Here is a 21,372-nt window from a genome sequence, read left to right as displayed (position 1 = left end):
TTAAACCAGTACGGCGTTGCCTCGCTTAGCTCAAAGAGAACGATTCTCTAAGGTGCTGAAGCACCAAGTGAATCGGTTCCGTACTATCTGTACTGTCTGTGGCTTCGTCGCCTTGTCCTGATTTTTGTTAATCCACTATACAAAGCGTTATGCCAATTCGAGCTGTTTTTCCAAGCTTTCCACCAGATTGTCGTCCAGTCCCAAGGCTTGCGACAGGCGGCTGAGGAACACGATTTCTTTGCGCGACAAATCGGCGCAGACCAAACGTGCCGCGAGATAGGTTTCTGCTGCCAATGCCTGATCGGTGCCGACGGCGGCGGCGAGTTCTTCTACGGTCGCCGGATTGTTGTATTCGGCGGCAAGCCATGCGGCGGTTTCGGGGTCTTCGCCGCTTTCACGGGCGATGACTTGTTTTTCGGTTTCGTCAATCAGACCGTCCGAAGCCGCGGCGGCAATCATGGTGCGCAAAATCACGCGGCTGTGGTCTTCGGCGAGCAGTCCGGCAGGTTCGAACGCGCCTTGCGGTACGACCTCCTGCTGTTGGTTTTTCTGCCAATTTTGATAACCCTGATACGCCAGATAACCCAAAGCCGCCACGGAGCCGACTTTGACCAGCGATTTGGCGGTTTTTTTCTTCATCAGCATGGAAGCCAGTCCGCCGACCAAAGCGCCGCCGCCAAATGAATTGAGCGGGCTTTTGGATGCGGATTTTCCGCTTTTTTGAACGGTTCCTAAGATTTGATTGAGCAGGTTGTTGAAGTTCATGATGGTTCCCTCATGGTGGTCGGTTTGGGTCTGAAATGGATGCTTGGGGTCGTCTGAAATCGGGATGGGTGTTTCAGACGACCTGTTCGCACAAGGCTCTTAACCGCGTACCCGTTCAATTTTCGCGCCGACTTGGCCGAGTTTTTTCTCGATGTGTTCGTAGCCGCGGTCGAGGTGGTAGATGCGTTCGACAATAGTTTCGCCGCCTGCGACCAAGCCTGCCATGACGAGGCTGGCGGAGGCGCGCAGGTCGGTCGCCATGACGACGGCGCCGGAGAGTTTTTCCACGCCTTTGACGAAGGCGGTGTTGCCTTCGGTGGTAATGTTCGCGCCCATGCGGTTAAGTTCGGGAACGTGCATGAAGCGGTTTTCAAAGATGGTTTCGACGACGCGGCTGTCGCCTTCGGCAACGGCGTTCATCGCCATAAACTGCGCCTGCATGTCGGTCGGGAAGCCGGGGTGTTCGGTGGTGCGGATGTTTACCGCTTTCGGCCGTTGCTGCATGTCGATGGAAATCCAGTCGTCGCCCGCTTCGATGATGGCGCCGGCTTCGACGAGTTTGTCCAAAACGACTTCCATGGTTTTGGGGGCAGCTTTGCGCAGGACGACTTTGCCGCCGGTCATGGCGACGGCGCAAAGGAAGGTACCGGCTTCGATGCGGTCAGGCACGACGCTGTGTTCGCAGCCGTGCAGCTCTTTCACGCCTTCGACGGTCATGGTTGACGTACCGATGCCGCTGATTTTCGCGCCCATTTTGACGAGGCATTCTGCCAAATCGACGACTTCGGGTTCGATGGCGCAATTTTCCAAAACGGTGGTGCCTTCGGCGAGGGTCGCCGCCATCAGCAGGTTTTCCGTACCGCCGACGGTAATCATATCCATCACCACGCGTGCGCCTTTCAGACGACCTTTGGCTTTGACGTAGCCGTGTTCTATGGTGATTTCCGCACCCATGGTCTCGAGGCCTTTGAGGTGCTGGTCAACGGGGCGCGAACCGATGGCGCAGCCGCCAGGCAGGCTGACTTGGGCTTCGCCGAAACGCGCCAGCGTCGGGCCGAGCACGAGGATGGAGGCGCGCATGGTTTTCACCAGTTCGTAGGGGGCGCAGGTGTTGTTGACGGTGCCGCCGTTGATTTCGAATTCGTGAACGTTGTCGGTCAAAACGCGTGCGCCCATGCCTTGCAGCAGTTTTTGGGTGGTTTTGACGTCGGCGAGCATGGGTACGTTTTTCAGGCGCAGGGTGCCGGAGGTCAAGAGTCCGGCACACATCAGCGGCAGGGCGGCGTTTTTCGCGCCGGATACGATGATTTCGCCGTTGAGCGGGCCGTTGGCGGTGATTTTGAGTTTGTCCACAGTGTTTCTTTCGTTGTTGAGACAAGTCCCGTCGGCGGCTGCCGGCAGGACGGGATTCGGTTAGATTCGGAATTATAAGGGATTTTGACGGTTTTTGCGGGCGGGCGGGGAGAATTCTTCCGAAGGGCGTTTACGGGGTACGAATGGTCGGAAGGGTCGTCTGAAAAAAGGTTGGGCGCAGCTTCGCCGATGTCTGTTCGGACTTCGTTGAAGCTGCGCTTTCAGACGACCTTTTTGCCGTGTGGCGAAGGGAAACCGCGGTACTGCCCAAGCTTTGCCCGACAGACCGTATCCGCCGGACAAGGATGGGTAAAGGCGTTATTCGGCACCGACGACGACAATGTGCAAATCTTCAGGTTTGACGCGGCGCTGCCAAGCGTCTTTGACTTGCTCGACGGTCAGTTTGCCGATGGCTTTGGGGTAGGCTTCGAGATAGTCGTTGGGCAGGTTGTGGTGGCCGATGATGCTGAGGTATTTCACCAGTTTGGCGTTGGAATCGAAACGCAGGGGGAAGCTGCCGATGATGTTGGCTTTGGCTTGTGCCAATTCTTCTTCGGTCGGGCCTTCTTCGATAAATTGTTTGATGACTGCCTGAGCCTGTACGAGCGAATCTTTGGTGTTTTTCTTCTGGGTGGAATAGGCGATGGTGAACATACCCGCTTCGGTTGCCGGTTCGAGGTTGCTGTATACGCCGTAGGTGTAGCCGTAACGGTCGCGCAAAACTTTCATCAGGCGGCTGTCGAAGCCGCCGCCGCCGAGGATGTAGTTGCCGGCAACCAAGGCGTAATAGTCGGGGTCGTGGCGTTTAATCAGCGGCATACCGAGCAAGACTTGCGCCTGTTCGCCGGCAAACGGGATGTCGCGGCGTTGTGCCGGATTGGGTTTGACGGGCGGGACGGTGTGGGCGGCTTTGCTGCGGTCGGGCAGGCCGTTCAACACGTTTTTCACAAGCTGGTCGGCTTGTTTGCGGTTGATGTCGCCGACGATGGCGACGATGGCGTTGTCTTTGCCGTAGCGGCTGCGGTGGAACGCGCGGATGTCGTCAAGGTTGACTTTGCGGATGCTCTCCGCGGTGATGTTGGCGCCGCTGCCGTATGGATGGTCGGGATAGGCAAGTTTGGTCAGGGCGCGTCCGGCGGTGAAGTCGGGGGTGGTTTCCTGTTGCTGGAGGGTGGTCACCGCCTCTTTTTGACGGCGGTCGAACACGGCGGGGTCAAAACGGGGGTGCGTCAGGGATTGGTTGAGCAGTCCGGCGGCTTTTTTGAGCGTTTCGGGGCGACTCAGGCTGCGCAAGACGGCGGCAGAGCTTTCCTGTCCGCTGCTGCTGTCGATTTGGGCGGCAATATCGTCGGCGGCGGCATTAAAGGCTTCTTCGTCCAGCTTTTCCGTGCCGTCGGTCAGCAGGGCAGCGGTGAATTCCGCCACTTCGCTTTTGCCTTCGGGGTTGAACACGCTGCCCGCGCCTTTGAAGTTGACCTGCATATCGACGATGGGGTTGTCGTGTTGCTCGACCAAAAGGACTTCTGTGCCGTTGCCGGTGGTCCAGCGTTGGATGTCCACGCCTGCCTGCGCGGCGGTGGAGAAGGCGAGGGCTAATATGAGGGGAAGGGATTTCATCGGATATTCCTTTGCGGTTTAACCCGGTTACCGGGGCAGAAGGGCGGTTTGGCGCCGTATTCCGTCCCGTTCCGAGTCATGTGCCACTTCGGGCGGGGTCGGTTCGGAGGTCGTCTGAAAACGGGAAAAGCGGTTTCAGACGACCCCTTTGGTCGGTTTATTTAGGTTGAGGCTTGTTTGCCGCCTGAACAATCGGGTGGTACAGGATTTTCGGGTCGGGCATCACGACCACGGTCGCCAAGCGGTCGTCCGTCAGCAACTGCGCGGCGGCCTGCACATCTTCGACGCTGACGGCTTTCAGGCGGCGGCGGATTTCCGCTTCGTCGCTGTATTCGAAGCCGCGCGCCTCCAGCCGCCCGATGATGGAAGCCTGTGCCTCCATAGAGTCGCGCTCGTAGATTTCGGACGCTTCCGACTGCGCTTTGATGCGGTTCAGCTCTTCGGCGCTGACTCCGTTTTCGGCGATGTCTTTCAATTCGCGGCGTAATTCGGCGATGACGGCATCGACTTCGACGTTGTCCGCCGGCATGGCGAAGATGCTGAACAACGGCATTTCACGGCTGATCAGGTCGTAACTTGCGCCCGTACTCAAAGCCATCTGTTTGCCGCGTATCAGGTTTTTATCCAAGCGGCTGGACGAGTTGCCCGACAAGATTTCCGACAGGACATCCAGCGCATAGGGCAGTCTGTCGTCCAGACTTTCCAATCCGGGGACGCGGTAGTTCAAGCTGACCAAGGGTTGGCGCGTGACCACCGAGGTCGTCTGAAAATTCACAGGTTCGCGTTTGAACGGTTCGTTGGCAAGCATATTGCGGTCGGGCTGCTGCTTGGCGGGAATGTTGCCGAACAGTTCCGCTGCGGTTTTGAGCGTCTTCTTGGCATCGACATCGCCGACAATCACCAAAACGGCGTTGTTCGGCGCGTAATATTGCCGATACCAGTCGCGCAAATCGTCGGCTTTGAGCGTGTGCAAATCATCCATATAACCGATGACCGCGGCTTTCATCGAAGGCAGCGTAAAGCTGTTCAGATACACCTGTTCCCACAGCTTGCCGTCCGCCGTGTCTTCCGTGCGTTGGCGGCGTTCTTCGCGGATGACGTTCATTTCATTTTGAAATTCTTCATCGCTGAAATTGAGGTTGTGCATCCGGTCGGCTTCGAGCTTCAACACTTCGGGCAGGTTTGCCGCCGCGATATTTTCGTAATAAACCGTCTCGCTGCGGTTGGTGTAGGCATTGTTCTCTCCGCCCAAAGCGGCGACGCGGCGGTTGAACTCTCCCGAAGGTACGGCCTGCGTGCCTTTAAACATCATGTGTTCCAAGGCGTGGCTCAAACCGCTTTTGCCCTGTTTTTCATCCACGCTGCCGACTTTATACCAAAGCTGCGACACGGCGACCGGCGCGCGGCGGTCTTCTTTCACAATAATCTTCAACCCGTTGGGCAGCGTTTGCGATACGGTCTGCGCCAGCGTGAGTACGGGCGCGGACAAAGCAAATATCAGGGCAAGATGGCGTAAGCTGTTCAATCTGGATTCCTCTCAGTCGGTCTGGCGCAGAGCAGGCTCTGCTTGAGTGCGAAATATTACCGAGAACGGGACGAAACGGCTGTCCGCCCGTTTCAGTCTGCGCTGAAGCAAAATCAATAAAAACGGTGATGAAGCCGCCGTTTTCGAGTGATTCTGCTTCAGCCCAAATATGCCGGAGAGACTTCAAATCAGGACAAGGCGCGGCAACGCCGTATCGCTTTGAAGTCAATCCTTTTATAGAACGTTGCAATGATAAACAGTTCCCATATGCGTAAACAAAAAGGTCGTCTGAAAATCAAAGATTGGGTTTTCAGACGACCCCTGCGTCACAAGATGGGCGTCACATTCAACCGGATTGTCCGTCCCCCTCCAATACCAATTCCATTACCGACACCGTCTCGCCGTTGTGCGGACAGGTCGTGATTTCACGCCAGCCGTATTTCTCGTAAACCGACTGCACGTCCGGCGTATAAAGGTAAAGCTTGGGTAGGCGCATTTGGCGGGCGGCGGCGAGGCAGTGTCCAATCAACAGGCCGCCCACGCCCGACCCTCTGTGTTCGGGCAAAACGAACACATCGCCCAGCCAATATTCGTATTGGGGAAACTCTTCCATATCGTGCCGTTTGAGCGCGGCAGAACCCAGCAGCGCGCCGTCCTTTCCGATGGCGGCAAACGCCAGCGGCAGGTTTTCACCGTTTAGGCATTCCGCGTAATAGGCGCGGATTTTCTCCATAGACGACCACGGCGCAAAGTCATGCCATTGCAGATAAAGCGCACGGGCGAGCGGTTCGACGTGTTCGGGGCGTAAAGGCGTGATGTTCATGAAGGGCATGATACGCCCGCGCCTTCCGCCTGAAAATGCCTCCTTTTTGCCGATACGTTTTCAGACGACCCCTGCTTAAATCAAAATGCGGTTTACCTGTGCAGCCTCAAACCTTTGCCATATGCCGTTTGACAAGTGTTTCAGATTCGGCTAAAACCAAAATATGTTTGGCATCGTAAACTCCTGTAAATCCGAATAAAACCTTTGGATACGGGCGTTTCCGCCAAACCCGCAGGGTGCGGCAGGCAATCCTTAGGCACGCACCCGCTCTAAGAAAAATATTGAAAATGCCGGTGGAGGCGGGCAGGTTTCTGCCGGGGCAGCCCGTCTGCCAAACCTCTGCCAACAGGAGAACTTTAATATGTCTGACAACCATTCCGCCCATAAGGAAAAAACCTTCTTCGGGCATCCCATCCAGCTCTCTACCCTGTTCCACATCGAATTGTGGGAACGTTTCTCGTTTTACGGGATGCAGGGTATCTTAATGATCTATCTCTATTACGCTGCCAATAAAGGCGGTTTGGGCATAGAAGAGTCGCTCGCCGGAGGCATCGTCGGCGCATACGGCGGCAGCGTTTATTTGTCTACCATCCTCGGCGCATGGCTTGCCGACCGGATTTGGGGCGCGGAGAGAACGCTGTTTATTTCCGGCATCGTGGTCATGCTCGGACACATCGTTTTGGCAATCGCACCGGGTCTGTACGGACTGCTATGCGGCTTGGTACTCATCGCACTGGGCAGCGGCGGCGTGAAATCGTCGGCAAGCTCGATGGTCGGCTCGCTTTATGAGGCGGATCACATGAAGCCGCTGCGCGATGCCGGTTTTTCCATTTTCTATATATCCATCAACATCGGCGGCTTTTTAGGCCCGCTCCTGACCGGCTTACTGCAAACGAAGATGGGTTTCCACTACGGCTTCGGCGCGGCGGCAGTCGGTATGGCTTTCGGGCTGTGGCGTTACTCTGTGGGGCGCAAACTTCTGCCGCATACGCCTGCGCCCAATCCGCTGCGTCCTGAAAAAGTGAAAACCGCGGTGGCAGTCGCCGTGTTGATTGTCTTGGTTATCGGCAGCCTGATTGCCTCGGGCGCGCTCAATTTGGACAACTTCTCCAAATTCCTGCTCGGCACGGTCATTCTTACCGTCATTGCCTATTTCGCGCGTCTGCTCGGCAGCAGCCATGTGTCGTCTGAAAACAAACGCCACATCATTGCCTATATCCCGCTGTTTCTGACCATCTGCCTGTTTTGGTCGGTCTGGTTCCAAGTCTATACCGTGGCGACGGTGTATTTTGACAAAACGGTTGACCGCACCCTATTCGGCTGGACTGTCCCCGTCGCATGGAAAGACTCGATCCAAAGTATGTGGGTCGTCCTCTTCTCCGGCGTGATGGCGGCGATTTGGACGAAAATGGGCAAATATCAACCGAAAACCCCGTTTAAATTCGTGTTGGCGATGATTGTTGTCGGCATATCCTATCTTGGATTCGTACCGTATATTTCATCAGAGACACCCATGCCGATTATTGTGTTCGCGCTGATCTTGCTCGCCATCACCATAGGCGAACTGATGATCTCGCCGATTGCACTTTCCATCGCCACCAAAATCGCCCCGCCCATGTTCAAAACCCAAATGGTCGCGCTCAACTTCTTGGGCTTTTCGTTGGGCTTCACTTTGGGCGGCGTGTTGTTCAAAGAAGGATTCAACGACAAAGCCCCGCTGGATTTCTACTGGATGCTTTGCGGCATAGGCGTAATCACCGGTTTGGTATTATTGCTACTCGTACCTATTTTGAATAAAATGCTCAAAGGCGCGGATTAAATACTGATTCATTAAGAAGGTCGTCTGAAATGCCGTTTCAGACGACCTGTTTTTAAGGACTTTGAACCCATGAAACCCCACTCTTTCCTCCTGCTCCTCCTGCTTGCCGGAGCAGCCCATGCCAACGACAGCACAGGTACAGTCAGCACGAGCGGCATCAAATATCTGAAAAATCCGCATATCGATATGCAGAGCGAAGATTTGTACATCAGCGAAAACCAGATTCGCGTGCATTACCGGTTTAAAAACACCTCCTCGCAAGACATTATCGAAACCGTCCTTTTCCCTTTGCCGATTGTTCCTGCTTTCACCGATTACGACTTTGCCGACACCAAAGGCTTGGTTGACAGCTTCCGAATTTACGCCGACGGCAAACCTGTCCGCCCGCAAGCCCACGTCCGCGCCTATTTTGAACGGAGTAACGGCTCGCTAGTGGACGTGACCGCCGATTTGAAAAAATGCGGTTTGAGCGATCAGGAACTGATGCACCCTTGGACGCAAAAGCAAGACGGTGAAAAAATCGGCAGCAAAATCAGAGCCTGCCGCTCCGCCAAAGTCCAATCCATGCTGCCCAAGCAGCCGGATGAACTGCCCGATTGGTCGGCGCAGATTGTTTACAGCTGGAAGCAAACCTTCAAAGCCGGCAGCGTCACCGAAATCAAACACCAATACACCCCGCTGGTCGGCGGCAGCTTCCTGCCTTCGCTCAAAGCCAAAGACAGCAAAGCATTTATTGACGCTTACTGCATGGATGAAAACTTCCTCAACAACTTTAAAAATGTGAAAGAAGAAAAGGTCTATCACCATTTGGGCTATATCCTGACCACAGGTGCCAACTGGGCAAAACCCATCGGTAAATTCACCCTGACCATAGACCGCGAGCCCAATACCGTACTGTCACTCTGCTGGGACAAATCCCTGCGCAAAGTAGGGCCCAACCGCTTCCAAGCAGTCAAAGAAAATTTCCTGCCGAAAAAAGACTTGGACATTATTTTCGTTTACGAAAAACCCTAAGCGGCATACATATAGTGGATTAACTAAATCAGGACAAGGCGAGGCAACGCCGTACCGGTTTAAAGTTAATCCACTATAAAAGGTCGTCTGAAACCTTGTTTTAGGGTTTCAGACGACCTTTTGCTACAATAAGGCTTTTCCGTTTTGCAAGGCATTCCCATGAGCAAATCCGCCGTTTCCCCGATGATGCAGCAGTATCTCGCCATCAAATCGCAGCACGCCGACAAGCTGGTGTTTTACCGCATGGGCGATTTTTACGAGCTGTTTTTGGATGACGCGGTGGAAGCGGCGAAGCTGTTGGACATTACCCTGACCACGCGCGGGCAGATGGACGGCGTGCCGATTAAGATGGCGGGCGTGCCGTTTCACGCGGCGGAGCAGTATCTGGCGCGGCTGGTGAAGATGGGCAAAAGCGTGGCGGTGTGCGAGCAGGTGGGCGAAGTCGGCGCGGGCAAAGGACCGGTGGAGCGCAAAGTCGTGCGCATCGTTACGCCCGGCACGCTAACCGACGCGGCGTTTTTGGAAGACAAGGAAACCAACCGCATCGCGGCGGTAAACGCGGATAAAAAAAACATCGCCATCGCGTGGGCATCTTTGCAAAGCGGCGAATTTAAAACCAAGCTGACGACGGCGGACAAGCTCGCCGACGAGCTGGCGCGTTTGCAGGCGGCAGAAATCCTGTTGCCCGAAGGCAAAAGCCTGCCTAATGGTTTTCAGACGACCTCCGCCAACATCACGCGCCTGAACTCATGGCAGTTTGCCGCCGACGCGGGCGCGAAATTATTGACCGAATATTTTGGCTGCCAAGACCTGCACGGCTTCGGTTTGGACGGCAAAGAACACGAAGCCGCCGTCGGTGCGGCGGGCGCGCTGTTGAACTACATCCGCCTGACGCAAAACCTGATGCCGCAACACTTAGACGGCATTTCGCTCGAAACCGACAGCCAATATATCGGCATGGACGCCGCCACGCGCCGCAATCTCGAAATCACGCAAACCCTCTCCGGCAAAAAATCGCCGACCCTGTTTTCCATACTTGACGGCTGCGCCACCCACATGGGCAGCCGCCTCTTGGCACTCTGGCTGCACCACCCCTTACGCAGCCGCGCCCACATCCGCGCCCGCCAGGAAGCCGTTGCCGCATTGGGTTCGCAATACGAAACCCTGCAAGGCCGTCTGAAAAACATCGCGGACATCGAACGCATCGCCGCCCGCATCGCCGTCGGCAACGCCCGCCCGCGCGACCTCACCGCCCTGCGCGACAGCCTGTTTGCCCTGTCCGAAGTCGAATTGTCCGCCGAGGGCAGCAGTCTCTTAGAAACCCTCAAAGCCGTTTTTCCCGAAACCCTGCCCGTCGCCGAAACCCTCAAAGCCGCCGTGATGCCCGAACCCGCCGTCTGGCTCAAAGATGGCGGCGTCATCAACCAAGGCTATTCGGCAGAACTCGACGAGTTGCGCCACATCCAAAATCACGGCGACGAATTCCTGCTCGACCTCGAAGCGCGCGAACGCGAACGCACCGGCCTTTCCACCCTCAAAGTCGAGTTCAACCGCGTCCACGGCTTCTACATCGAGTTATCCAAAGTCCAAGCCGAACAAGCCCCCGCCGACTACCAACGCCGCCAGACCCTGAAAAACGCCGAACGCTTCATCACCCCCGAACTCAAAACCTTCGAAGACAAAGTCCTGACCGCGCAAGAGCAGGCATTGGCATTGGAAAAACGCCTGTTTGAAGCCCTCCTCAAAGACATTCAGACGACCCTTCCCCAGCTTCAAAAAGCCGCCAAAGCCGCCGCCGCCCTCGACGTACTCTCTACCTTCGCCGCCACCGCCGCCGAACGCGGCTTCGTCTGCCCCGAGTTCGCCGACTACCCCGTCATCCATATCGAAAACGGCCGCCATCCCGTCGTCGAGCAACAAGTGCGCCACTTCACCGCCAACCACACCCGCCTCGACCACAAACACCGCCTCATGCTCCTGACCGGCCCCAACATGGGCGGCAAATCCACCTACATGCGCCAAGTCGCCCACATCGTCCTCATGGCGCACACCGGTAGCTTCGTCCCCGCCGACGCCGCCCAAATCGGACCCATCGACCAAATCTTCACCCGCATCGGCGCCTCCGACGACCTCGCCTCCAACCGCTCCACCTTCATGGTCGAAATGAGCGAAACCGCCTACATCCTCCACCATGCCACCGACCAATCCCTCGTCCTCATGGACGAAGTCGGACGCGGCACCTCCACCTTCGACGGTCTCGCCCTCGCGCACGCCATCGCCGAACACCTGCTGCAAAAAAACAAATCCTTCAGCCTCTTCGCCACCCACTATTTCGAGCTGACCAAACTGCCCGAAGCCCACGCAACGGCGGTCAACATGCACCTCTCCGCACTCGAACAAGGACAAGACATCGTCTTCCTCCACCACATCGAACCCGGTCCCGCCAGCAAAAGCTACGGCATCGCCGTCGCCAAACTCGCCGGCCTGCCCACCCGTGCCCTCAAAGCCGCCCAAAAACATCTGGACGAACTCGAAGCCCAAGCCGCCGCCGTCCGCCCGCAGTTGGACATCTTCAGCATGATGCCGTCTGAAAACGAATATAGCGGGTTTAGCCAAGACGAAACAGCGGACACTGAAGCCCCAACCGCCGCAAGCCAAGAAACCAACCCCGCCCACAACGCACTCGCCGAAGCCCTAAACCAACTCCGCCCCGACGACCTCACCCCCCGTGAAGCCCTAGACGCACTGTACCGCCTTAAGCAGATTGTTGAAGGTGTTGAAGGCGGGGAGTAAGCGCGTTGGTTTATATAAAACAAGGTCGTCTGAAAATTTTCAGACGACCTTTTTAGTAGCGGGGCTTTGCCCACGAAATAAATAACAGACACAGTTTCCCGATTCAGACAACCTGCCCCTCTCCCGTCCGGCGGGAGAGAGCTGGGGAGAGGGTGGCTCTTAGGGCTACACAAATTCGATTTTGCCCAAACCCACAAAGCCACTCCCATCCTAACCTTCCCCCGCTGGTGGGTGAAGGGACAAGTTGCCGTTGCAGCAATCCGTAGCGTGGGTTCTACCCACGAGATGAAAGTAAATTCGATTGTTGTCTAGTATGGGTGGTTAGACAGCAGATTTCGTGGGCAAAGCCCACGCTACTTGAGTTACCCCCAACCTGCGTTGATTGAATAAAAGGTCGTCTGAAAACGAGCATGAACAAGTTTTTCTAAAACTAAAATCTCAAAGTTTTCAGACGACCTTAATTTTAACCTGCAACCCGCCCCCTCTCCCGTCCGGCGGGAGAGAGCTGGGGAGAGGGTGGCTTTATGGGCGGTATAAATCTCATTTTACCTAAACCCACAAAGCCACCCCCATCCTAACCTTCCCCCGCCGGCGGGTGAAGGGACAAGCTGTCTTACAGCCACCCGTAGCGTGGGTTTTACCCACGATATAAATAACAGGTACAGCTAACGGATTTAGATTGGCAAACAGCAAGTTCACAGGCAAAGCCCACGTTACTTGAGTTTTCCCAAGCCAGCTTTCATTGCATAAATGGTCGTCTGAAAATCCGATTCAGGTTTCAGACGACCTCAAAAAGACTACAAAAAGTACGGGGATTGGTTATATCAAGAAGGCTGTCAGCAAATATAGCCCTGGTGTTGTCATTCTCAATGTTCCAAGTACACCTGCTCCGCTAAGAGGAAGAAAGCTTGAAGGAAAACTTATTTTAGAAGTTCCTGCTCAGGTCAATCCAATTCCACAATCTGTATTAAGGGCGGCACAAGAAGAAAATGTTATCATTAGAGATACAACAGGAAGGATTTACAAATGAAGAAAGATATTTTTTATTGTGAGCAGTGGTCTTATGGTTATAAGAAACTTCATAAACCTTTTTCTGAGAAACAAGCTGAGGAAAAACATCTTAAAGGGGAGTTATATACTGCCGTAATAGGTTCGATGACACAACCTGAATATGTAATTACCTTGCGAGAGGAAGTAGGTTTTTTTTCGGTAGATTTTTTCGATAAATTTGGAAGGGATTATTTAACCCATCAATTTCAAAAATATTCTAATTCGAATTATTATTTTCTTTCTATGGCTGTATGGAGAGATTATATAACTTTAGAATCTCATGATTTGGCAGAAGGATATACTTATTTCTTCAATGAAAATACAGATGATTGCTATGTTTTGAAAGAGGATTTTATTAATAATGAGCGATATGAAAAAACAGAATTATATCCCCAAAAAGATAAGGTAATCCTATTTCCAAAGTTTGGCGAATATGATTTGGTGCTGAATCCGGATATTATTTGATTGAATTTTAAGGCTCCTTAATTTGTACCTGCAACCCGCCCCCTCTCCCGTCCGGCGGGAGAGGGGGGCTCTTAGGGCTACACAAATTCGATTTTGCCCAAACCCACAAAGCCACCCCCATCCTAACCTTCCCTCGCTGGCGGGTTAAGGGATAAGTTACCGTTGCAGCAATCCGTAGCGTGGGCTTTGCCCACGAGATAAATAACAGACACGGTTTCCCGATTCGGGTTGTCAGACGGTGGATTCGCGGGCAAAGCCCACGCTACAAACTTGAGTTATCCCCAAGCCCGCTTTGACTCAATAAAAAGGTCGTCTGAAACCTGAAAATTCGGTTTTCAGACGACCTTTCGCTCTTTTTCAAAGCAGAAAATCCATCCTAACGCCGTCAGGCATTATTCGTAAACTTTCAACAGCTCCACTTCAAACACCAATGTCGCGTTAGGCGGAATCACGCCGCCCGCGCCGCGTGAGCCGTAGCCCATTTCGGCGGGGATGGTCAGCTTGCGTTTGCCGCCTTCCTTCATGCCGCCGAAACCTTCGTCCCAGCCTTGAATGACCTGACCCACGCCCAGCGTAATGGTCAGCGGCTGACGGCGGTCGAGGCTGGAGTCGAATTTGGTGCCGTCTTCCAGCCAACCGGTGTAATGCACGGTAATTTCCTTGCCCTTCACGGCCTCTTTGCCGTGGCCTTCCTGCAAATCTTCAATAATCAAACCGCTCATGTTTTATCCTTTCATAGCGTTTTCAATCAGTTAACAATATCGACTCTTCGATATTCCGCGCTGAAGGGTATCATAGCTGCCGTTTCCGATAAAGAAAAAGGTCGTCTGAAAACGGATGGATACGTTTCAGACGACCTTTCAACTTATCGTCAACCGCTTGGCAATCAATTTGAGCCGTTTTGCAATGAGCGGGCATAGGTGTCGTTATAGCCGATGTCGGTAATTTCGCGCACGCCTGTGGCAGGTGCGGTGAATTTTACGCGGTCATCATCCTTGCGCATATCGTGCGCGTCGTGATATTCGACTTTGGTTAAGCCCGGAATGGGGCCGGAGTCGTTGGCATGGTTCCATTCAGGAATGCGGCTGTCGGCGAAAGATGCGGCGGCGGCAACGGCGATGAGGGAGGCGAAGAGTGCTTTTTTCATGATTACTTTCCTTATGATGTTGAGTATTAAGATGAACTGTGTAGGCGTTCAAGCGATGGAAAGCATTTTATTGATTTCGTTTGGATTAATAAATATCCATTTTGTTGAAAGAATATTTATCAATAAGAAACAATAAACCCTAACCCGTTTTCAGACGACCTCCCTGCAAAACTTATCCACAATGGTGCAGCGGCGTAGCCCATTCTTGTTTTACGGTTTTACTTTTTTCGTAGCGTCGCCATGCCTTTTCGTAGAAATAAAAAACGACGGTGTTGGCAAGCGGTTCGACCAGCGCGACTGCGCTTGAAATGCCGATGCTGCCGGTCAAAATATAGGCAACGCCGAACGCGGTGGTGAAATGTAAAATGGCAAAAGTCATGGTTTTAATCATAATGGTTTCCTGATATGGTGATGTCTGTATGATTCGGATAATCATAGTGGATTAACTTTCAACCAGTACGGCGTTGCCTCGCCTTAGCTCAAAGAGAACGATTCTCTAAGGTGCTGAAGCACCAAGTGAATCGGTTCCGTACTATCTGTACTGTCTACGGCTTCGTCGCCTTGTCCTGATTTTTGTTAATCCACTATAACTATTCTCAACTGCGCCGTATCTTTTGAATATTTTATTCAATATTAGTTTATTTAAATCATTATTTTATTTTTGATAGGTAAAACATGAATCCGCTGTGCATTGCCGTTCTCGACCGCGACACGCTTGCCGACCGTCCGTTTGACTTTGATTTTCCGCATACTTTAAGCAGCTATGGTTCGACTGAGGCACATCAGACCGCCGAGCGCATACGGGGCGCGGACATCATCATTACCAACAAAGTCGTGATTTCCGCCGAACACATCGCCGCCAACCCCCAGCTCAAGCTGATTGCGGTAGCCGCGACGGGCGTCAACAATGTTGACCTTGCTGCCGCCAAGCAAGCGGGCGTGGGCGTGTGCAACATCCGCGCCTACGGCAACGAATCAGTGGCGGAACACGCCTTTATGCTGATGATTACCCTGATGCGCAACCTGCCCGCCTATCAGCGCGACGTTGCCGCCGGAGTATGGGAAAAAGCACCGTTTTTCTGCCATTTCGGCGCACCGATGAGCGATTTGAACGGCAAAACGCTGGCAATTTTCGGTCGCGGCAACATCGGACAGACGCTGGCAACTTATGCGCAGGCGTTCAAAATGAAGGTCGTGTTCGTCGAACGCAAACACGCCGAAACCGTCCGCGACGGCTATGTTTCCTTTGACGAAGCCATCCGTACCGCCGACGCGTTGTCGCTGCATTGTCCGCTTACGCCGGAAACGGCAAACATGATAGGCGAAGCCGAGTTGCAGCAGATGAAGCCAGGCGCCGTCATCATCAACTGCGGACGCGGCGGACTGGTGGACGAACACGCACTTATCGCTGCCTTGAAATACGGACAAATCGGAGGCGCGGGCTTCGACGTGTTGACGCAAGAGCCGCCGCGCGACGGCAATCCTTTGCTGAAAGCCCGCCTGCCCAACCTGATCGTTACCCCGCACGTCGCCTGGGCAAGCCAAGAGGCAATCAACCGCCTGTTTGACATCCTTGTGGACAACATCAACCGCTTCGTCGCGGGCAATCCGCAGAATCTGGTTTGATGCCAACCGCCCCCAGTTCTGTTGATAATTTTGTGAACAATTTAAAAGGTCGTCTGAAAATTTTCAGACGACCTTTTTGTATATCAATAGTTTTCAATGAATTAGGTTTGGTTTGATTGAATTGGAGTTAGGTTTAAATTGTGGATAAATTGTGAGCAATCAGTGGATTTTATCAAAAACCGATGCTTTGAAACGGCAAAGGTCGTCTGAAACCTGAATCTTGGTTTTCAGACGATCTTGTTACTAACTCAAACAAATCAAATATCGTAAGTAGTCGATGCGGTATCGCCACCCTTGCCTGTCCAGTTGGTATGGAAGAACTCGCCGCGCGGTTTGTCGGTGCGCTCGTAGGTGTGTGCGCCGAAGTAGTCGCGTTGGGCTTGCAATAGATTGGCGGGCAGGCGTTCGGTGGTGTAGCCGTCTAGGAAGGTAATCGCGGAAGCCATGCAGGGCATGGGGATACCGCATTCGACGGCTTTGGCGACCACTTTGCGCCATGCGGGCAGGCAGTTTTCCAATACGCCTTTGAAATAAGGGTCGGAACCCAAGAACACTAAATCGGGATTGGCTTCGTATGCGTCGCGGATGTTGCCCAAGAACGCGCTGCGGATGATGCAGCCTTCGCGCCACAGAAGGGCGGTATTGCCGTAATTCAATGCCCAATCGTTGTTTTCGCTGGCTTCGCGGATGAGCATGAAGCCTTGTGCGTAGGAGATGATTTTGGATGCCAACAGGGCTTGGCGCAGGGCTTCGACCCATGCGGCTTTGTCACCTTCGACGGGGCTGATGGTTTTGCCAAACAAGCCGCCGGTTTGAACGCGTTGGTCTTTGAACGCGGACACGCAGCGGGCGAACACGGCTTCGGAAATGAGCGTCAGCGGGATGCCCAAGTCGAGGGCGTTGATGCCGGTCCATTTGCCTGTGCCTTTTTGACCGGCGGTATCGAGGATTTTTTCGACCAAAGGTTCGCCGTTTTCGTCTTTGTAGCCCAAAATCGCGGCGGTGATTTCAATCAGGTAGGAATCCAGCTCGGTTTGGTTCCATTCGCTGAAAATGCGGTGCATTTCGTCGTAGCTCAGACCCAAGCCGTCTTTCATGAATTGGTAGGCTTCGCAAATCAACTGCATATCGCCGTATTCGATGCCGTTGTGCACCATTTTGACGAAATGGCCTGCGCCGTCGCGGCCGACCCAGTCGCAGCAGGGTTCGCCTTGCGGGGTTTTGGCGGCAATGGCTTGGAAGATGGGTTTGACGGCGGGCCATGCGGCTTCGTCACCGCCGGGCATGATGGACGGACCGTGACGCGCGCCTTCTTCGCCGCCGGAAACGCCCGCGCCGATAAAGCGGATGCCTTTTGCTGCCAGCTCGTGGGTGCGGTGGGTGGAATCGGGATAGTTGGCGTTGCCGCCATCAATAATAATGTCGCCTTGTTCCAAAAGCGGGACAAGTTGCTCGATAAAGTCGTCAACGACAGAACCGGCGCGCACCATCATCATGATTTTGCGCGGTTTTTCCAGTTTATCCACTAAATCTTGCAATGAATAGGCACCGATAATGTTGGTACCCTTGGCTGCGCCGTTGAGAAAATCGTCTACTTTAGCAGTGGTCCGGTTGTACGCCACGACTTTGAAACCGCGATCGTTCATATTCAAAATCAAATTTTGACCCATAACGGCCAAGCCGATGACGCCGATATCGCCTTTCATTGATGGAAGCTCCATTATTAATTTAATTTATCAGCCGTAACTCTATCTGATTTACAGAGGTTTAACAATCCTTAACTATCTAATTTTTTGAAAAGATGCCTTTACGTTGCGGGCGTTGGCTGCGCGATGGGAAAACAAACTATAAATAAGATTTTAAATAATAAATAGATGATTATATTGAGTCGCGCTTTTTCTTGTGTATAACTTTGATTCCTTTTTCAGTTCAATCAGTTGAATGCTAATTTTGGATGCGGATAAACCGCTGTTTGCCTTGTTGGCAGATGTGGATAATTTTGACATTCGGTTTGGCTCTGTGCATAACTTTCCGGCTATACACACAGCCTGCCGGTTTTATACCGAGCCCGAACGGAACTGTATGACGAGATAAACAGTCCAATCGTTTTTCATGTTTCAGACGACCTTTTGTACTTTTCAACAGCAGGTCGTCTGAAAAATAGCTAACTAAAAGGGAGCAGATATGAAATTTTCCTTTGGATTAAACCTGTTGGCAGTTTTGGTTTTGGCGGCGTGCGCGCACCAGCCGATGCAGAAACCTGATGCCGCGCCTGTGCCGACGGCTGTGGATAACCATGCGCCGGAACAAGGGACGGGGTTGACCGAGCAGAAATTGATCCGCGCCAAACATTATATGGCGGCATCTGCCAATCCGTTGGCGACCGAGGCGGGATATGAGATTTTGAAACGCGGCGGCAGCGCGATAGATGCGATGATCGCCATGCAGACGACCTTGGGCCTGACCGAACCGCAGTCTTCCGGTTTGGGCGGCGGCGCGTTTTTGGTGTATTGGGACAATAAGACGAAAAAACTGACGACGTTTGATGCCCGCGAAACGGCGCCGAAAGCGGCAACGCCGGAGCTTTTTTTGGATGAAAACGGCAAACCGATGGGCTTTATGAACGCAGTGGTCGGCGGTCGTTCGGTCGGCGTGCCGGGGATTCCGAAGCTGCTGGAAGATGTCCATAAGCGTTACGGCAAATTGCCGTGGGCAAGCCTGTTTGACAAACCGATTGCTTTGGCGGAACAAGGCTTTACCGTTTCGCCGCGCATGGCAAAATCCATTGAGCAAAATCTTGAGCCTTTGAAACTCTATCCGCAAACCGCCGCGTATTTCCTGCCCGACGGCAAGCCTTTGGCAGCGGGAACGGTGTTGAAAAACCCTGAATTTGCCCGCTCCGTGCGCCTGTTGGCGGAAAAAGGCAGCGCGCCGTTTTATCAGGGGGAGCAGGCGCAGAATATTGTCCGTGCCGTTACCGGCGCTGTGGATAACCCCGGCAAAATCAGTTTGTCTGATTTGAAAAACTACCGCGTCGTCGAGCGTCAACCGGTTTGCGCCCCTTATCGTGAATACGAAGTCTGCGGCATGGGCGCGCCAAGTTCGGGCGCGATTGCTTTGGGCGAGATTTTGGGCATCTTGCAAAATCAGGATATGAAAGCGTTGGGATCCGAAAATATCCACAGTTGGCGCTGGATAGGCGATGCGTCACGGATTGCGTTTGCCGACCGAGATCATTACATCGGCGATCCCGCGTTTGTCAACGTCCCGACCCGCGCCCTGATTTCGCAGGCTTACCTGAAACCGCGTGCCGAAGAAATCCGCCAAGCCGATAAGGCGCTGGAAAACATTCAGGCGGGCAAGTTTGGTAAGAAATACGCGCAGGGCATGGTGGTAGAGCTGCCGTCCACCAGCCATTTGGTGGTTGTGGATAAAGACGGCAACGTCGTGTCGATGACGACTTCAATTGAAAACGCGTTCGGCTCGGGGCTGATGGCAAACGGCTATCTGCTCAACAATGAATTGACCGATTTCGCTTTCAACCCTGTCGGCGCGGACGGTAAAACCGTTGCCAACAGCGTGGCGGGCGGCAAACGGCCGCGTTCTTCGATGGCGCCGACCATCGTGATGAAAAACGGTAAACCTTATATGGCGGTCGGTTCGCCTGGCGGCAGCCGCATCATCGGTTTCGTCGCCAAAACGCTGGTGGCGCATATCGACTGGGGCATGGATATTCAGGCGGCAATCTCCCTGCCGAACATGCTCAATCGCGGCAGCCAATATGAAATCGAGGAAAAAACCGCTGCGGCGAACAAAGCGTCAGCTCTGGAAAAACTGGGCTACAAAGTCCAAATTCGCGATTTGAATTCCGGCGTACAAGGCATTGTGATCGGCAAAGACGGTTTGCTCGGCGGTGCCGACCCGCGCCGCGAAGGCAAAGTCATGGGCGATTAATCACTGATCGGCTTGTGGATAAAAGGTCGTCTGAAATCCGAATTTGGGTTTTCAGACGACCTTTTTTACCGCTGGAGAAAAGCTATGGATAAAATGTGTATAAAATTTTAGAAAAAATATAATCTTTTTATTTTTCAGAATTATAGATTAGATAGTCATGTGGATAATCATGTCTGAAATATTGGCGGAAGATGGTTTTGTTTTATTGAAAGGTCGTCTGAAAACTTAAAACCAAGATTTCAGACGACCTTTATTCACTCAATATAGTGGATTAACTTTAAATCAGGACAAGGCGACGAAGCCGCAGACAGTACAGATAGTACGGCAAGGCGAGGCAACGCCGTACTGGTTTAAAGTTAATCCACTATAAAAAGGCTGTGGACGAACAATCATCCACAGCCTTTTTGTACGCTGTCTTATCTCAAGCCGCGGGCAGCTCGTGGAAGGCGGACGGCAAATCTTCGTCGTCGCCGAATTCAACCCATTCGTAAGCGGTTTCGTCCGCTAAAACTGCGCGCAATAAAGCGTTGTTAATCGCGTGGCCGGATTTGTAGCCTTCGAATGCGCCGATAATCGGGTGTCCGACGATATATAAATCGCCGATGGCATCGAGGATTTTGTGGCGGACGAACTCGTCGGGATAACGCAAACCTTCCGGATTCAAAACGTCCATGTCGTCAATCACGATGGCGTTGTTCAAATTGCCGCCCAGCCCGAGATTGTGGGCGCGCATCATTTCCACTTCGTGCATAAAGCCGAAGGTGCGCGCGCGCGCGATTTCATCGATGTAGGATTTGCCCGCGAAATCGATTTCAAAAGTGGGCGAGCTGCGGTTGAAAACCGGATGGTCGAATTCGATGGTCAGCGTCACTTTAAAGCCGTCATACGGCGTAAAGCGCACCCATTTGCCTGCTTCCTTGACTTCGACAGGTTTGAGGATTTTCAAAAACCGCTTTTGCGCCTTTTGATCGACAACGCCCGCATCTTGCAAAAGATAAATAAACGGCAGGCTGGAGCCGTCCATAATCGGGATTTCGGGCGCGTTCAACTCAATCAGCGCATTGTCGATGCCGTAGGCGGACAGTGCGGACATGATGTGTTCAATCGTGCCGACGCGCACGCCTTTGTCAGTAACGATGGTGGACGACAGGCGCGTATCGTTGATGAGGTAGGGCGTAAGTTTGATGGTTTCGCCCATTTCGCCGTCCAAATCCGTACGGCGAAAAGAAATCCCGCTGTTTTCAGGCGCAGGATGCAGGGTCAGCGCGACCCGTTCGCCCGAATGCAATCCGACGCCGGTTACGCTGATGGATTTTGCCAAAGTTCGTTGCAGCATAAACCGCCTCCTTATTTAATAATTAGTTTGATTTTTGGATAATACGATAAAAAGGAAAAAATAATCCATTATTTTTAATAGTATT

16 protein-coding genes and 1 pseudogene are annotated in these 21,372 nt (G+C 53.2%); 7 read left to right on the top strand and 10 right to left on the bottom strand.

Annotation, left to right across the window (positions count from 1 at the left end):
- Window positions 1-147: 147 nt before the first annotated feature.
- The 5 genes from DBZ16_RS10670 to DBZ16_RS10645 all read right to left on the bottom strand — a co-directional run bounded on the left by DBZ16_RS10670 (window position 148) and on the right by DBZ16_RS10645 (window position 6,092).
- Window positions 148-765 (bottom strand): tellurite resistance TerB family protein, encoded by a 618-nt coding sequence (locus tag DBZ16_RS10670; RefSeq protein WP_107813980.1) that lies wholly within the window; start codon window positions 763-765, stop codon window positions 148-150.
- Window positions 766-864: 99 nt separating this feature from the next.
- Complete coding sequence (gene murA, locus DBZ16_RS10665) at window positions 865-2,118, bottom strand: UDP-N-acetylglucosamine 1-carboxyvinyltransferase (RefSeq protein ID WP_070497785.1); 1,254 nt, start codon at window positions 2,116-2,118, stop codon at window positions 865-867.
- A 318-nt stretch (window positions 2,119-2,436) separates the two neighbouring features.
- Window positions 2,437-3,735: a M16 family metallopeptidase gene (locus DBZ16_RS10660; RefSeq protein WP_107813979.1), complete on the bottom strand. Its 1,299-nt coding sequence runs from the start codon at window positions 3,733-3,735 to the stop codon at window positions 2,437-2,439.
- 157 nt (window positions 3,736-3,892) lie between these two features.
- Window positions 3,893-5,260, bottom strand: a complete 1,368-nt coding sequence (locus tag DBZ16_RS10650; protein ID WP_003763270.1) for a M16 family metallopeptidase — start codon at window positions 5,258-5,260, stop codon at window positions 3,893-3,895.
- Between the two features lie 346 nt (window positions 5,261-5,606).
- Window positions 5,607-6,092: a GNAT family N-acetyltransferase gene (locus DBZ16_RS10645; protein ID WP_107813977.1), complete on the bottom strand. Its 486-nt coding sequence runs from the start codon at window positions 6,090-6,092 to the stop codon at window positions 5,607-5,609.
- A 352-nt stretch (window positions 6,093-6,444) separates the two neighbouring features.
- On the opposite strand from DBZ16_RS10645, the gene DBZ16_RS10640 reads away from it, so the two are divergent.
- From DBZ16_RS10640 to DBZ16_RS10615, 5 genes and pseudogenes are all read left to right on the top strand, one after another.
- On the top strand, window positions 6,445-7,902 hold the full coding sequence (locus DBZ16_RS10640) for an oligopeptide:H+ symporter (RefSeq protein WP_107813976.1): 1,458 nt from the start codon (window positions 6,445-6,447) through the stop codon (window positions 7,900-7,902).
- A 69-nt stretch (window positions 7,903-7,971) separates the two neighbouring features.
- Window positions 7,972-8,916, top strand: coding sequence for a DUF4424 family protein (locus DBZ16_RS10635; protein ID WP_107813975.1), 945 nt, complete (start codon window positions 7,972-7,974; stop codon window positions 8,914-8,916).
- 159 nt (window positions 8,917-9,075) lie between these two features.
- Window positions 9,076-11,709: a DNA mismatch repair protein MutS gene (gene mutS, locus DBZ16_RS10630; protein ID WP_107813974.1), complete on the top strand. Its 2,634-nt coding sequence runs from the start codon at window positions 9,076-9,078 to the stop codon at window positions 11,707-11,709.
- An 802-nt stretch (window positions 11,710-12,511) separates the two neighbouring features.
- Window positions 12,512-12,739 (top strand): annotated as a pseudogene (locus DBZ16_RS10620) (hypothetical protein); the annotation flags it as partial.
- A complete protein-coding gene (locus DBZ16_RS10615) occupies window positions 12,736-13,224 on the top strand; it encodes a hypothetical protein (RefSeq protein WP_107813973.1) in 489 nt (162 codons plus the stop codon). The pseudogene DBZ16_RS10620 and the gene DBZ16_RS10615, both read left to right, overlap by 4 nt.
- Window positions 13,225-13,616: 392 nt before the next feature.
- On the opposite strand, the gene DBZ16_RS10610 is transcribed toward DBZ16_RS10615, so the two are convergent.
- The 3 genes from DBZ16_RS10610 to DBZ16_RS10600 form a co-directional block, all read right to left on the bottom strand.
- A complete protein-coding gene (locus tag DBZ16_RS10610; protein ID WP_107813972.1) occupies window positions 13,617-13,946 on the bottom strand; it encodes an FKBP-type peptidyl-prolyl cis-trans isomerase in 330 nt (109 codons plus the stop codon).
- A gap of 164 nt (window positions 13,947-14,110) precedes the next feature.
- Complete coding sequence (locus DBZ16_RS10605; RefSeq protein ID WP_049230198.1) at window positions 14,111-14,371, bottom strand: hypothetical protein; 261 nt, start codon at window positions 14,369-14,371, stop codon at window positions 14,111-14,113.
- Window positions 14,372-14,543: 172 nt separating this feature from the next.
- The gene (locus DBZ16_RS10600; RefSeq protein ID WP_107813971.1) at window positions 14,544-14,762 is read right to left on the bottom strand and encodes a DUF2061 domain-containing protein; all 219 of its coding nucleotides are present in this window, start codon (window positions 14,760-14,762) and stop codon (window positions 14,544-14,546) included.
- A 284-nt stretch (window positions 14,763-15,046) separates the two neighbouring features.
- Here DBZ16_RS10600 and DBZ16_RS10595 point away from each other — a divergent pair, with 284 nt between their 5' ends.
- Window positions 15,047-15,997 carry a D-2-hydroxyacid dehydrogenase gene (locus DBZ16_RS10595; RefSeq protein WP_107813970.1) on the top strand — a complete coding sequence of 317 codons (951 nt, stop codon included), beginning with the start codon at window positions 15,047-15,049 and terminating at the stop codon, window positions 15,995-15,997.
- Between the two features lie 257 nt (window positions 15,998-16,254).
- Here the strand turns inward: DBZ16_RS10595 and gnd are convergent, their stop codons facing one another.
- Window positions 16,255-17,703 carry a decarboxylating NADP(+)-dependent phosphogluconate dehydrogenase gene (gnd, locus tag DBZ16_RS10590; protein WP_107813969.1) on the bottom strand — a complete coding sequence of 483 codons (1,449 nt, stop codon included), beginning with the start codon at window positions 17,701-17,703 and terminating at the stop codon, window positions 16,255-16,257.
- 478 nt (window positions 17,704-18,181) lie between these two features.
- On the opposite strand from gnd, the gene ggt reads away from it, so the two are divergent.
- Window positions 18,182-19,951 carry a gamma-glutamyltransferase gene (gene ggt, locus DBZ16_RS10585; RefSeq protein ID WP_107813968.1) on the top strand — a complete coding sequence of 590 codons (1,770 nt, stop codon included), beginning with the start codon at window positions 18,182-18,184 and terminating at the stop codon, window positions 19,949-19,951.
- A 421-nt stretch (window positions 19,952-20,372) separates the two neighbouring features.
- On the opposite strand, the gene lpxC is transcribed toward ggt, so the two are convergent.
- Window positions 20,373-21,287 (bottom strand): UDP-3-O-acyl-N-acetylglucosamine deacetylase, encoded by a 915-nt coding sequence (gene lpxC / locus DBZ16_RS10575; RefSeq protein ID WP_107813967.1) that lies wholly within the window; start codon window positions 21,285-21,287, stop codon window positions 20,373-20,375.
- Window positions 21,288-21,372 lie beyond the last annotated feature (85 nt).

The organism is Neisseria sicca (assembly GCF_003044565.1).
In the GTDB taxonomy this organism is placed as follows: Bacteria; Pseudomonadota; Gammaproteobacteria; order Burkholderiales; family Neisseriaceae; genus Neisseria; species Neisseria sicca_A.
This window is presented reverse-complemented; position numbering and strand designations above follow the sequence as displayed.